Consider the following 13,901-nt stretch of genomic DNA (forward strand, 5'->3'; position numbering starts at 1 on the left):
GCGGCTGCCGGACGCGGTTCAGCGGTTCCGGCGGAGGGAAGGGCTGGCCATGGCACCGATAACACCGGGGGATTGCGGTCCCGTCCGAAGGCCGTGCCTGAGCCGCTCCCGACCGGTCCGCGCGGTCGGCCGCTGCGGATTCCGGCGGGGTCCCCGCATCACTTCCGCGTCCATGCCGACCAGGCGAGCCGGCCTGTCCGGGCGGGCCGCGGCCCCGGGCCTCACCGCCGTGGACACGTACGTCCCGTGGAACGCCCACGAACCGCACCCGGGCCGCGACCGGTTCACGGTCCCGGAGCCGGCCGGCGGCTCCCTCACCCCGCCAGGGGCGGCCAAGGGGTTCGCGCGGGTCGACGGCCCCCTGTTCGGCCGTCACCGGGAGACCGGTCCCCGGCGCCCGCTCTGCCCGCCCGCACCGCTGCCGGGCGGGAACACCCTCACCCTGCTGGAACTCGAACGGCTGGGCGACCGGGTGGAAGTCCTCGGCCGGCCCGACCCCGGACCGGCCGAGGAGTACGTCGAAACCTTCTGACGAGCGAGAGGCGGAACCATGGCGACACCGTTATCCCGCCCATCCCGACGCAGACGTGTTCTGCGCCCCCGCGTGGCCGCCGCGGCACTGCTCCTCGGCCTGGCGGTGTCCGCGGGCACCGTCGTGCCCGCCGGCGCCGCGCCCCCCGTGTCCTCCGCGGCCGATGAGGTGACCGGCTCCGCGGCGACACCGGTACGGCTGAGCCGGGGCGACCTGACCGTCACCGTGGCCGAGGAGTTCCCCCAGGTCATCTCCTACCGACTGGGCACGCGCACCCTCGGCGGCCGGGCGACCGCCCTGGACAGCTTCACCGTCAACGGCACCGCGCACCGCGCGACCACCACCATGAAGGCGGGAGGGAGCAGAGCCACCTACACCTCCACCTTCGCGGACCTGCCCGGCCTCACCCTCGTGTCCACCCTCACGGTGACCGGGGACGCCACCGTCGTCTTCGCCGTGGAGAAGATCTCCGGCGAGGCCGCCCGGGCGGTGCGCACCCTCGAGATACCCGGACACTCCCTCGTCTCCGTCGACTCCTCCGAACCGGGGGCCAACCTGGCCCGCACCAAGATCTCCGCGGACTCGACGACGACCGCCGACCGCTTCATCCGCCTCACCGGTGACACGCCCACGGACGAAGGCCCCGTCGGCACGCCCTACGCGTTCGTGGGCAACGCACGGCTGTCCGCGGGCATCGTCACCAACGCGACCGAGGACTCGCCGCAGAACGACAACACCAACTGGAACACCCGCCTGATCTCGCGGATCGTCGACACCGGGGACGGACGCCGCCGCGCCGAACTCTCCGCCGGCGTCCACACCCACGCGCCCCAGGGAGCCACCGACCCCCGTGTCGCCACCTACGAACTGCCCCGGGCGACCGTGGTCCTCGCCGCCGACGCCAACGGCGACGGCACGGTGGACTGGCAGGACGGGGCCATCGCCCACCGCGCGCACATGCGGCGCCCGCTCGGTGCGGACCGGGTGCCCGAACGCGTGGTGCAGCGGATCCCCTTCAACTTCGCGAGCCAGGCCACCAACCCGTTCCTCAAGACGCTCGACCACACCAAGCGCGTCTCCATGGCCACCGACAACCTCGGGCAGTGGGTGCTGGAGAAGGGCTACGCCTCCGAGGGCCACGACTCCGCCCACCCCGACTACGGCGGCAACGAGAACGTCCGCGCGGGCGGACTGAAGGACCTCAACCGGCTCACCGGATCCGGCGCCCGCTACAACGCCGACTTCGCCGTCCACGTCAACGCCACCGAGGCGTACCCGCAGGCGAAGAGCTTCAGCCAGGAACTGGTCGAGGGCCGGCCCAACGGGTGGGACTGGCTCAACCAGGCCTACCACATCGACCAGCGCAAGGACCTCGGCACCGGCGCCGTGCTCGACCGGTTCGAACAACTCCGCAAGGAGGCGCCGGGGATCAGGACGGTCTACATCGACGTCCACTACTCCAGCGGCTGGCTGGCCGACGGACTGGCCGCCGGACTGCGCGAGATGGGCTTCGAGATCGCCACCGAGTGGTCGTACAAGTTCGAGGGCACCTCGCTGTGGTCCCACTGGGCCGCCGACAAGAACTACGGCGGCGTCACCAACAAGGGCGTCAACTCCGACATCGTCCGCTTCATCGCCCACTCCGACCGCGACGTGTGGAACGTCGACCCGCTGCTCGGCGGCGCCAGCATCGTCGAGTTCGAGGGCTGGACCGGTGAGGACGACTGGAACGCCTTCTACCGCAACATCTGGACCGACAACCTGCCGGCCAAGTTCCTCCAGCACTACCGGCTGATGGACTGGGACCCCGGGCGGTCCGCGACCCTGACCGGCGGGGTGGGCGTCGAGATCGAGGACGGCGAACGGCGGATCTCCACGGGCGACGTGGTCGTGCTGAAGGGGGACACCTACCTGCTGCCCTGGGGCGAGCCCCGCGGCAGCGGCCGCACCTCCTCGCCGAGCGACGCCGACAAGATGTACTTCTTCAGCGGAACCGGCGGCACGCACACCTTCGAGCTGACCCGCCAGTTCGCGAAGAACCGGGACTTCACCCTCTACGAACTCACCGACCGGGGCCGGGTGAGGACCGCCGGGGTCAGGGCCGAGGACGGGAAGGTCACGCTGACCGGCGAGAGGAACCGGCCCTACGTCCTGGTGCCGAAGGGCGGCAAGGCGCCCCACGGCGACCCGCGCTACGGCGAGTTCACCGAACTGGCCGACCCCGGCTTCAACGGCGGCGACCTCCGCGCCTGGAACCCGCAGGGCGACGTCTCGCTGACCCGCGCCGGCAACGGCGACAACGTCGTGCGCCTCGGCCCCGCCGCCTCCGGCATCTCCCAGCGGGTCTCCGGCCTCACTCCGGGCCGGCGGTACACGCTCGCCGCCGACGTCGAGATCGGCCCCGGCGAACGCCGGGACACCACCCTCCGCGTGCGCGGCGCCCGCACCGGGGCGGCGAGGACCTTCGACGTCACCCCGGCCCGCAACACGATCGCGGCCGACGAGAAGCGCGACACCTACGCGCAGCGGGCCGCCGTCGCCTTCACCGCGCCACCGGGCGGCGGCGTCACCGTCGAACTGGGCGCCGCCGCGGGCGAGGCACCGGTGGTCCTGGACGACGTGCGCGTCATGGCGGACACCGCCTCACCGCTCCCGCGCGCCGAGAAGGGCACCGTCGTCGCGCACGACGACTTCGAGGGCAACCAGCCGGGCTGGGGCCCGTTCGTCAAGGGCGACGCCGGCGGCGTCACCGATCCGCGCACCAGCATCAGCGACCTGCACGAGCCCTACAGCCAGAAGGAGTGGAAGAACACCTACTCCCCGTACGACTCCGGCACCTTGAAGGGCAAGGCCGTCGACGACGTGCTCGCCGGGCGGCACTCGCTGAAGTCCCACGCGGAGAACACCGGACTGGTCTACCGCACGGTGCCCGCCACGGTGCCGTTCGAGGAGGGACACCGCTACGCCGTCTCGTTCACGTACCAGACCAACATCGCCGGCCAGTGGGCCTGGGTGACCGGCGCCGACCGCGTCGGGGACGGGAAGGCCGTCCCCCGGGAGATCCGCCGCGAGGTCCTGGAACCCGCCCTGGACACCCGGACCCACACCCACGAGTTCGTCGCGGGGTGCGGGGACGCCTGGGTCGGACTGCGCAAGCTCGGCAGCGCCGCCGGCTCGGACCTGGTCGTCGACGACTTCACCGTGACCGACCTGGGCGCGGACCCGGCGGGCGCCGCCTGCGCGAGCGTCACCGTCCCGCCCGGCACCGAACTGAGCCCGGGTGCGCCCGGCACGTTCGTCACGACCTTCACCAACAACGAGACGACCGACGCCGTCAACGTCGGCGTACGCCTGCACGGACTGCCCGAGGGCTGGAAGGCGGAGGTCGCCGAGGAGGACGGCAACCTCCTCGGGACCGTGAAGCCGGGTGACAGCGCCCGCACCACCTGGCTGCTGACCCCTCCGGCGGACGCGGCCGGCACCACCCCGGCGTGGCAGGTGACCGCCACGTACGCCCATGAGGGCGCGACCAAGGCGGTGACCGCGGACGCCCGCGCCACCGTGACCACCGAACCCCTCCTCCCGCCGGGCTCGATGACCGCCACCGCGGACTCGGAGAACCGCTCCTCGGGACCGGGCGAGGGGCCGGTGTCCAACGTGCTCGACGGCGACCCGGCCACCATCTGGCACACCGACTACACCGGCTCCGCCGCGCCGTACCCGCACTGGGTGACGCTGGAACTCGGCGGTCCGGCCGACGTGGACGGCTTCGGCTACCTGAACCGGCAGAGCGGCGGCCCGAACGGCCGTGTCGCCGGCTACGAGGTCGCCGTGTCGGACGACGGCACGCACTGGACCACCGTGGCGAAGGGCGCCCTGAAGGACGTCCCGCAGACGCAGCGGATCACCTTCGACCGCGTCCGCGCCTCCCACGTGAGGTTCACGGCGCTGAACGCGCTCAACGGGCAGCCGTTCGCGGCAGCCGCGGAGATGCGGGTGTACGGCACGGCGCTGAACCCCCCGACGGGCCACCCGCCGGGAGAACGGCCCGCCGACCGTCCCTGAGCGAGCACCCTCCAAGAGAGCGGTGGCCGGCGTCCCGTCCCACGGACGCCGGCCACCGCACACGCCGCTCGGCCACGGCGTTTCGACTCAGGCACCAGCAGGTCGAGGGCTTCCCCGGCGCACTCGTCCTCGTCCGCGCCATGGCTGAGGAAGACTCTTCGACCCACAGCCCCGCTTCACGTCCCCCGCACAGGCCGTCGCGCCCCCCGCTCGGAACGAGATTCCGACGGCCGGCACCACCGCGCGCAGCGGTTTCGGCGAATGACCCCCTACGGGTGTTCACTGCTTCGGACCGGCCCGGGGCCGTCGGCACCGCGGTGCGGCGGGCCCGGCCCGCCGCACCGGCGTGATGAACGAGGAGTCCGCGGACGGGAGTCCGGGGGCCCGGTGCGACTCCGGTCCACCTGCTCCAGCGGCGCAACCGGCGCTGGACCCGCGTCCGGTCGTGCCCGCTCCCGTCCCTCGCGCTCGGCCCGCCCGCCGGCGCGAGGGACACGGCCGGCGGGCGGGCCGCGGAAACGTCAGCGGTCGTACGACAGACCGTGTCCGGACGGGAAGAGGACCCGGGCCGGGTCGTCGGCGCGTGGGACGGGCACGGGCAGCGTGCCGCGAGGCCCGACCCGGCCGGCGATCACCCGGGCGGCGGCCCGCAGTTCGACCTCGGTCCAGCAGTAGGAGGCGAGGGAGGCGGGGACGCCGTCGAGGTGGGCGACGTCGTAGGGGTTGCGCACCGCGAGATGGACGACGGGGACGCCTGTCCCGAGCAGCCGGGACACCAGGGTGCGCTGGGTGTCGGCGGCGCCGACGTTGTCGGTGGTGACGATCACGGCGTCCCGCCCCCGTGCGGCGGCCACGGCCGCGTCGATCATGGCCGCGTCGGGCGAGCGGCCGGTGGCGAGGTGGGTGGTGCTGTAGCCCAGCGCGTCGAAGGCCTTGGCCAGTTCGGGCACCGTGCTCCGGGTGCCGTCGGTGGGGAACGCCGGGTCGGCGCCGACCACGAGCAGCTTCCGCTGCCGGCGGCGGAGCGGGAGCGTGCGGTCCTCGTTGACCAGCAGGGTGGTGGTGCGCTCGGCGATCCGGTCGGCGGCGAGGCGGTGCCTGCGGGCGCCGACGATCCGGTCGACCTCCCGCGGGGAGGTGAGGGGGCTGCCGCTGAGGAGACCGGCCTTGTCCTTGACCCGGAGGATGCGCAGGACGGACTCGTCGAGCCGTTCCCCGGTGATCTCCCCGTCGCGGACGGCGGCCAGGACGCCGTGGTAGGCGACGTCGATGTCCGGCGGGAACAGCAGTTGGTCGGCCCCGGCCTTGAGGGCGAGGACGGGCACGCGGTCGTCGCCGTACTTGGTGCGCACACCGGCCATGTTGAGGGCGTCGGTGACGATCACACCGTCGAACCCGAGCTCGCCGCGCAGCACGCCCTGCAGGATCGTGGGCGACAGGGTGGCCGGTTCGTTGCTCGGGTCGAGCGCGGGGACCTGGAGGTGCGCGGTCATGATCGAGTCGACGCCGGCGGCGATGGCGGCCCGGAAGGGCGGGGCGTCCATGCGCTCCCACTCCTCGCGCGTGTGGGTGATCACGGGCAGCTCGGTGTGGCTGTCCTGCCCCGTGTCCCCGTGGCCCGGGAAGTGCTTGGCGCAGGCCACGACGCCGGCTCCCTGGTAACCGGTCACCTGGGCCGCCACCATGCGGCCGACCTCGCGGGCGTCGGCGCCGAAGGAGCGGACGTTGATGACGGGATTGGCCGGATTGACGTTGACGTCGGCGACCGGGGCGAAGTTCTGGTGGATGCCCAGGGCGGCGAGCTCGGTGCCCGAGATGCGTCCGGCGGTACGCGCGTCGGAGAGCGAGCGGCCCGCGCCGAGCGCCATCGCGCCCGGCAACTGGGTGGCTCCGCTGCCGACGCGGACGTTGGCCCCGTGCTCCTGGTCGATCGAGATCAGGGAGGGAATGGGGGTGGGCAGGGCGAGCGAGGCCCGCTGCACACCGTTCGACAGCTCGGCCACCTGACGCGGGTCGTGGATGTTGTTCGTCCAGCCCGAGAAGTAGATGACCCCGCCGAGGTGGTACTTGGCGATGAGCTCGGCCACGGTACGGACGCCGAGCTCCCGCAGGTTGCGTTCCTGGTCCGCCTGGCTGGGAGAGGTCGCCGACGCGCCGTAGAAGTAGGGCACGAACAGCTGGCCGACCTTGGCCTCGACGCTCATCCTGGCGATGATCTTCTTCAGGCGCTTGTCACGCCCGTGGGCGGCGGCGGGGGCGGTCGCCACGCCCGCGAGGCCCGTCGCGCCCGCGGCGACCACGGTCGCGGAGGCGAGGACGGAACGCCTGGACAGACTCCGGTCCTGCATGCGGACATGCTCCTTCCGGCCGTGCGGGGCGCGGGAGTTGGGGGAAACACGAAGGGCTTCGAACAGCGGGCAACGTAGCCCGTGGAGGAGGAGCGGGACAAGAGGTCTAGACATAATTGGTCCAGACGAAGCGGAAGTCGCCCGCCCACCTGCCCGCCCCCTCGACGACCGCGCCGCGTGACGGTGGGGGACGCGGCAGGCGGAGGATCCCCCGCTGCCGCGTCCCCCGCCCTCCTGGCGGACGCCGGTGCCTGCTGGTGTGCCCCGTGCGCCTCCGAGGTTCTCGCCTCGGAGGCGCACACCCCCGCGAGGAGCACGCCGGTCCGCCCGTCCCGCGGTCGGTCCGTGGTACCGCACTCCACTGCCCACGACAGCCGGTGCGCGGTCCCACGGACCGGCCGTCGGCCGGTCACCGCCCGCCGGTCAGCGGGAGGCGGACCCGCCGGTGACGCTGAGGGTGATCTGCGCGCTGTGCGTCGCCTCGGTGCCGGTGGCCACGACCTTGACGGTGTAGTCGCCCAGCGGGGTCGAGGGCGAGGTGCGCAGCGTCAGCCTGGAGCCGGCGCCCGACTGGATCCGGTCGGGTTCGAAGGTCGCCGTGGCGCCCTCCGGCAGGCCCGTCGCCGACAGCCGTACGGTCTGGGGGCTGCCCTTGGTGACCGTGGTGCCGACGGCGGAGGCGACCGAGGCGCCGGGGGTGACCGAGGTCATCGGCTGCTCGGCGGTGACGGAGAAGTCGTGCGCCGGGGCGAAGGCCTGGAACTCGGCGAGCGACAGCACCCCGGTGCCGGCGAGCTGCACCATGACGTACCGGCCGCTGGTGCCGACCGTCAGGGTGGCCGGGGTGCCGGCGGTGGTGGTCTGGTGGCGGGACCAGACGCCGGGCTTCGCGGCCTGCTGCTCCGGGGTCAGCGAGGTGTCGAAGGGCGTGTCGGAGACGAACACCCAGTAGTCGGAGAGCCGGGCGGCGCAGCAGTCGGTGCGGTTCCACAGGGCGATCCGGCCGATCGGGACGGAGGCGCCGAGGTCCGTCCGCCACCAGGCGTTGCGGTCCGCACCGGTGTGGGAGACCGAGCCCTTGAAGAAGTCCCCTCCGGTGTCGCCGTCGACGGCGTTCCCGGCCGCGCCGCCGGGCTGGGTGGAGGACGACTGGGTGGCCGGGGTGCCGAGGGCCAGGTTGTCGTCCGCGCCGTCGTGGTGGAGGCCGATGGTGGAGATGGCGGGCGGCAGGGCGCGCGAGCCCAGGATGCGCAGCCGCACCCTGGACGTCTCCACCACGGCGCCCAGGCGCAGGAGCCGCTTGTAGCCGATGGTGGTCGCGGTGCCCGCCTGCTTCCAGGCGCTGCCGTCCCAGGTGTCGACCGCGAACGACGAGACGCGCTGGCCGACCTGGATGTTCTCCTGGAGGGCGACGGTGTTGAACCGTTTCCTGCCGCCCAGGTCGACCACCAGGGAGCCGGTGGTGCCGGTGGGCTGCCAGGCGGTGGAGTCGTCGTCGTCGAGGACGAGGGCGGGGGTGTTGCCGGGGGTGTGGGAGGTGCCGGCGTCGTCGGCGGCGGTGGCGCCGTCGGTCAGGTCCTCGGCGAAGAGGGAGCGGATCCGCTCGCCGAACTCGCGCAGCCGGTCCGCCTCGGCCGTGCCGAAGCGTCCGCTCTGGTCGGGGCCCACGTTCAGCAGGAGCTGGCAGTTGCGTCCGACGGAGCCGAAGTACATGTTCTCCAGGGCGGCCAGGGACTTGGGCGGCTGGCCCGGGTGCCAGAACCAGGCGGGCTGCAGCCGGGCGTCGCACTCGGCGGGGAACCAGGCCAGGTGCTCGGACTCGGTGGTGAGCTTGCTGTCGCCGGCGATGTCCGCGGCGGTCTCGCCGTACGTCGCGATCCGCCGGTCGTCGGGGTCGGCCGCTCCCTCGCTGGGGATCACGCTCCACTCGCTGGCGCGTGCGTAGCCGTCCTCGTTGCCGACCCAGCGGATGTCGGGGCCGCCGAAGACGACCGCGCTCGGCTGGAGCGTGCGGATCATGCGGTACCAGTCCTTGAAGCTGTAGGGCTGGCGGCCGTGGGTGGGGTCGTAGCCGTCGAGCCACACCTCGGAGATGGTGCCGTACTTGGTGAGCAGCTCGTGGAGCGTGTTCATGTAGTACCGGTTGTAGTCGTCGACCTCGAAGGTGAACGACGGGCCGGAGCCGCCCTTGGCCGGGATCCGGCTGGTCCTCTTCTCGCTGCCGTTGCCGAAGGTCCCTCCGGGCTGGGCCTCGTGGAGGTCGGCGGGCGACAGGTAGAGGCCGACCTTGACGCCGTACTTGCGGGCGGAGTCGGTGAAGGACTTGACGATGTCGCCCTGGCCGCCCATCCAGCTGCTGGAGGCCACGCCGTAGGACGAGTACTGCGACGGGAAGAGCAGCATGCCGTCGTGGTGCTTGGCGGTGAGGACGACCTTCGTGAAGCCGGCGTCCTTGAAGGAGGAGATCCACTGGTCGGTGTCGAGGTCGGTGGGCTGGAGCACGTTCGGGCTCTCGGTGCCGAGCCCGAGGTCGCGGCCGGTGTAGGTGTTGGGCCCGAAGTGGATGAAGCCGGTCAGTTCCTCGCGCTGCCAGGCGAGCTGGCGTTCGCTCGGGGTGACCTGGGCGGCCTTCCTGAGCAGGTCCTCCTTGGTGTCGGTCGGTGCGATGGGCACGACCTGGTTGCCGACCGCTCTCGCCTCCGCGTGGGCGGGTGCGGCCAGGACCGCACCCCCGAGCAGCATGGTCAGGGCGGCTGCCGCCGCCAGGATCCTGTTTCTCACGGGTTCTGCCCCTCCGGGGTTCAGGCGACGGTGACCTGCACGGACGCCGGCGTCAGTGCCGTGCCGTCCGCCAGGCGGAACTCCAGGGTGATCCGGTGCGCGCCCGCCGCCGCGGCGGCGGCCGCGGTGACGGCGACGTCCTGTGCGGCTCCCCGCGTCCCCCGCACGGTGAGCGTGCCGCTCGGCGGTTCCAGCAGGACGCCTTCGGGGGCGGACGCCGTCCAGGTCACGGTGTGGCCCGTGAAGTCCACGTCCTGGGCCTCCACCGTGAGCGTCGCCGGGCCGCCGCCCCGCTGCAGTTCCAGGGTGCCGGGATTGCCGAACCCCGCCGCCGCGGCGCGGTAGTTGTCGGCGACCTCCGCCCGCATGCGCACGTCGTCGTAGGGCAGGGCGCCCTCGCTCCAGCGCTGCTGGGCCTGGACGTTCGGCAGGCAGACGCCGTTGAAGCGGTTGCGCAGGACGAGGGCGCGGTACTCCCGGCGGGCGGCCCGCTGTCCGGCGCCGCCCGCCGGCTGGAGTCCGACGTTCAGGTCGGCGAGGGCGACGTCGGCGTTGCGGGCGAGCCGGTCGATCACGGTCCTCGCGGACGCGCCGGACGCCTGCCCGGCGGCCTCCCGCAGGGCCTCGCGGGCCTGGCCGTAGCTGTCGTGCAGCCGGGCGGCCGCGACGGTGTCGGGGTCGAAGCGGGTGAGGTCGAAGTACCGGCTCATGGCGGGCGCGGCCGCCGGGCCGAACCGCGCGTGCAGGTAGCCGTCGAGGTAGCCGACGGCGTCCAGGGTGGGGTCCCAGGCCAGTGCGGCGACCAGGTTCTGCACGTGCTCGTACGGGATCCAGTCGCCCGGCTCGCAGTACATCCCCATGCCGTCCAGCCCGAGGCCGGCCTCGAAGGAGACGTCGCCCGCGATGACGGCGAGCGGATGGACGGGCATGCTGCGCCAGCGGTAGCGCCGGTAGTACTCGTACATCGCGAGCGGGCCGCGGTGCCGTGGCCGCCACGCGCGCAGCGCCTCGGCCTGGCTGACGTTGGCGGCGACGTCCGGGGCGTCCAGCGGCCCGCCGTAGGTGCGGCTGTACGGGGCGAAGTCGACGATGACGTCGGGGTCGGTGGCGTACTCCGGGTCCGGCGGCTTCAGGGTCGAGGCGTAGGCGATGCGTTCCACCCGGACCCCGGGCAGCTTCTCGCGCAGCACCTCGGCCAGTCGGTTGACCACCACCGACTCGGCGTTGGAGGGGCTCCCGTAGCGGTCGAGGATCGGCTTCTGGAACTGCCAGACGTCCGGCGGCCAGCAGTCGAAGATCCCGATCTCCGGGCGGGCGGTCAGGAACTCGACGACCTTGCCGACGTAGGCGTCCAGCGCCTCGGGCTTGTAGAGGTCGAAGAGCGGGCCGCCGGATTCGTAGTACTGCGGGTACTCCGCCTTGGGCAGGAAGCTGTCGTAGCCGTGGCCGCCGGACTCGATCAGGATGCCGCGCTTGCCCGCCTCGCGGACGAGGACCGGGCGCACCCGGTCGTAGGTGGTGACGCCGATCCCCAGGTAGTCGGTGGGGTGGACGAAGGTGTTGAGGCGGTTCTTGGCCATCCAGTCCAGCAGCGGGGGCAGGGTGGCCTCGTTGTGGCTGTAGCCCTCCTCGGCGTACTGGCGGCGCAGTCCCCAGGCGGGCCGGTCGACGAGGTGCGGCGCCTCCAGGAGGAGCGTCCCGCTGCGCGGTACGTACTCGTGGTGCCCCTCGTAGGCGGGGAAGGCGGGGGCGAAGAAGCGCACGCCGAGGCGTTCGAGCAGGGCGTAGACGGCGTACAGGGGTGCGCGGTCGCCGAGGCCGGTCAGGACGGTGTACTGGTCGTCGCCGAGGACGGCGAAGGAGTCCTCGGGCGCGCCGGACAGTTCCCGGCCCGCGGCGAGGAGCCGGTCGGCGGGGAGCGTGTCCGTCCAGCCGGTGCCCGCCCGCAGGGCCACGAAGCCGGTGACGCCCTCGGGGGCGGCGCCGCCGGGGGAGAGGCGGCCGGCGCGCAGCGGCAGCCGGACGCCGGTGATCTTCTGGACGTAGTCGCGCAGTTCGGTGGCGGCGAACCGCGTGCTGCCCCCGCCCTGCCACAGGACGGTGGCCCTCGCCCTGCCGCGCTGGACCAGCGGGAACCCCGCGCTCGGCGCGGCGGCCGCGGCGGCGGGCCGCGCTGCGGCGGTCTGCGGGAGGGCGAGCGCGGTGGCCAGTCCGGCGGCTCCCGCGAGGAAGCCGCGTCGTCTGGCGCCGCTCATGCCCGGCCCGCTCCCGCCCGGCCGGTCCCCGGCCGGCCCGTTCCTCTCCGCCCGGTCCCCTTCCGCTCCGTTCGCGTCCGGTCCGTCCCTGTCCGTCACGTTCATGTCCGGTCCGCCTCTCCTGCCGATGCGTACAGGTCGCTGAGGTAGTACTCGGTGCTCTTCCGGGGCTTCTGGACCTTGCCCAGCTCCACGAACATGTCGGCGAGCCCGTCGAGCCAGCCGCCGACCGTGCCGTCCTCGCTGAGCCGGGTCAGCTCCGAGGAGGGGAGGATCTCGACGTGCTCGGTCGCGCCCTCGAGCTGCTCGGCGGGCAGGTCGAGGAAGTCGGCGGTGACCTTCTCCGACTCCTCGGGGTTCCGCGCGATCCAGTCGCCGGCCTCCTTGAGGACGCCGACGACCTTCTCGACCAGCTCGGGGTTCTCCCGGGCCAGTTCGGGCCGGCTGACGAAGACGTTGGGGAAGGTCAGCTTCGGGTGGTAGTCCTCGGTCGCGGTGACCTCCACCAGGTCCGGCACCCTCTTCTCGATGGTGTCGATGAGCGGGTACCAGGTGGCGGCGGCGTCGACCTGGCCGGAGGAGAAGGCCGTGACGACCGTGGAGGCGTCCATGGCGACCTTCGTGACGTCGTCCGGCTCCAGACCGGCCTCGCGCAGGGCGAGGTTGAGGATCATCTCGCCGGAGGTGCCCTCCGCGACGGCGACCTTCTTGCCCCTGAGGTCGGCCGGTTCGCCAATGCCGGAGTCCGGGCGGGCGATGACCCGGTCGGCCAGGCCCAGCATGTTCACGGAGACGACGGACGCCTTCCCCGACGCCGGCAGCCACAGCGCGCCGGGGCCCAGGTAGCCGAACTCCAGGTCGCCGGAGCCGAGGGCCTGCACCTGGAGGGGGCCGTTGGTGAAGACCTTCAGCTCGGGCGCGACGCCCGCCTTCTTCCACAGCCCCTGCTTCTCTGCGACGGCGAGGGCGGCGGAGCCGCTGTAGTCCGCGATGTAGCCGAAGGAGACGGTGTCGCCGCCGTCGGAGCCTCCCGAGGAGGAGCCGCCGCAGCCCGTGGCGGTGGCGACGAGGGCCAGGGCCAGGAACAGACCGGTGGCGGCGCGGTGTCCCGTTCCGCGCGGTGTCCGGTGTCTCGTCACGACGTGATCCCTTCGTGGGGGGCCGGCTGGTGGTGGACGGCGCTCCAGACCCGGGCGCGCAGTTCGGCGAACTCGGGGGAGAGCCGTTGTTCCTCCGTGCGCGGGTACGGCAGGCCGACGGGGACGATCCGGTGGACGCGGCCCGGGCGGGCGGCCATGACGACGACGCGGTTGCCGAGGTAGACCGCCTCGTCCACGTCGTGGGTGATGAACATGACGGTGCGCCGGTCCCGGCTCCAGGTGTCGAGCAGCGACTCCTGCATGCGGACCCGGGTCAGGGAGTCCAGCGCCCCGAAGGGCTCGTCCATGAGCAGGATCTTCGGGTCCACGGCGTAGGCGCGGGCGATGGCGCAGCGCTGCTTCATCCCCCCGGAGAGGGTCTTGGGCAGGGCGTCGGCGAAGTCGGTCAGCCCGACGAGGTCGATGACCTCGCGCGCCCTGCGGCGGCGCTCCGCCCTGCCCACGCCCCTGACCTTGAGCCCGTACTCGACGTTGGCGGCGACGGTCATCCAGGGGAAGAGGGCGTACTGCTGGAAGATGACCCCGCGTTCGGGGGCGGGACCGCGCACGGGCACGCCGTCGACGGTGACCTCGCCGGCGGTGGCCTCCTGCAGGCCCGCCGCGATGTTCAGCAGGGTGCTCTTGCCGCAGCCGGAAGGGCCGACGACGGTGACGAACTCACCGTCGGCGATGTCGAGGCCGACCCGGTCCAGGGCCAGGAAGTCGCCGCCCTTCACCGGGAAGCGGCGGGTCACCTCGCGGAAGGCGATGGTGGGCACGG

At 73.0% G+C, this 13,901-nt stretch carries 7 protein-coding genes; 2 read left to right on the top strand and 5 right to left on the bottom strand.

The features are described from left to right. Window positions 1-172: 172 nt before the first annotated feature. Both ACWH4W_RS18975 and ACWH4W_RS18980 read left to right on the top strand, forming a co-directional pair. Complete coding sequence (locus ACWH4W_RS18975; protein WP_473076902.1) at window positions 173-532, top strand: hypothetical protein; 360 nt, start codon at window positions 173-175, stop codon at window positions 530-532. Window positions 533-604: 72 nt separating this feature from the next. Continuing rightward, entirely contained in the window at window positions 605-4,597 is a 3,993-nt protein-coding gene (locus ACWH4W_RS18980) for an endo-alpha-N-acetylgalactosaminidase family protein (protein WP_473076903.1), read from the top strand. A gap of 521 nt (window positions 4,598-5,118) precedes the next feature. Here the strand turns inward: ACWH4W_RS18980 and ACWH4W_RS18985 are convergent. The 5 genes from ACWH4W_RS18985 to ACWH4W_RS19005 all read right to left on the bottom strand — a co-directional run bounded on the left by ACWH4W_RS18985 (window position 5,119) and on the right by ACWH4W_RS19005 (window position 13,899). Continuing rightward, entirely contained in the window at window positions 5,119-6,945 is a 1,827-nt protein-coding gene (locus tag ACWH4W_RS18985) for a glycoside hydrolase family 3 protein (RefSeq protein WP_473076904.1), read from the bottom strand. Between the two features lie 423 nt (window positions 6,946-7,368). Further along, complete coding sequence (locus ACWH4W_RS18990; protein ID WP_473076905.1) at window positions 7,369-9,726, bottom strand: alpha-L-fucosidase; 2,358 nt, start codon at window positions 9,724-9,726, stop codon at window positions 7,369-7,371. Between the two features lie 20 nt (window positions 9,727-9,746). Then, window positions 9,747-11,981 carry a DUF4838 domain-containing protein gene (locus ACWH4W_RS18995; RefSeq protein ID WP_473076906.1) on the bottom strand — a complete coding sequence of 745 codons (2,235 nt, stop codon included), beginning with the start codon at window positions 11,979-11,981 and terminating at the stop codon, window positions 9,747-9,749. A gap of 101 nt (window positions 11,982-12,082) precedes the next feature. After that, window positions 12,083-13,120, bottom strand: coding sequence for an aliphatic sulfonate ABC transporter substrate-binding protein (locus ACWH4W_RS19000; protein ID WP_473076907.1), 1,038 nt, complete (start codon window positions 13,118-13,120; stop codon window positions 12,083-12,085). Next, window positions 13,117-13,899 carry an ABC transporter ATP-binding protein gene (locus tag ACWH4W_RS19005; protein WP_473076908.1) on the bottom strand — a complete coding sequence of 261 codons (783 nt, stop codon included), beginning with the start codon at window positions 13,897-13,899 and terminating at the stop codon, window positions 13,117-13,119. The genes ACWH4W_RS19000 and ACWH4W_RS19005 overlap by 4 nt, the downstream gene beginning before the upstream one ends. Between the last annotated feature and the right edge of the window lie 2 nt (window positions 13,900-13,901).

It is taken from the genome of Streptomyces sp. DSM 120436 (assembly GCF_055778765.1).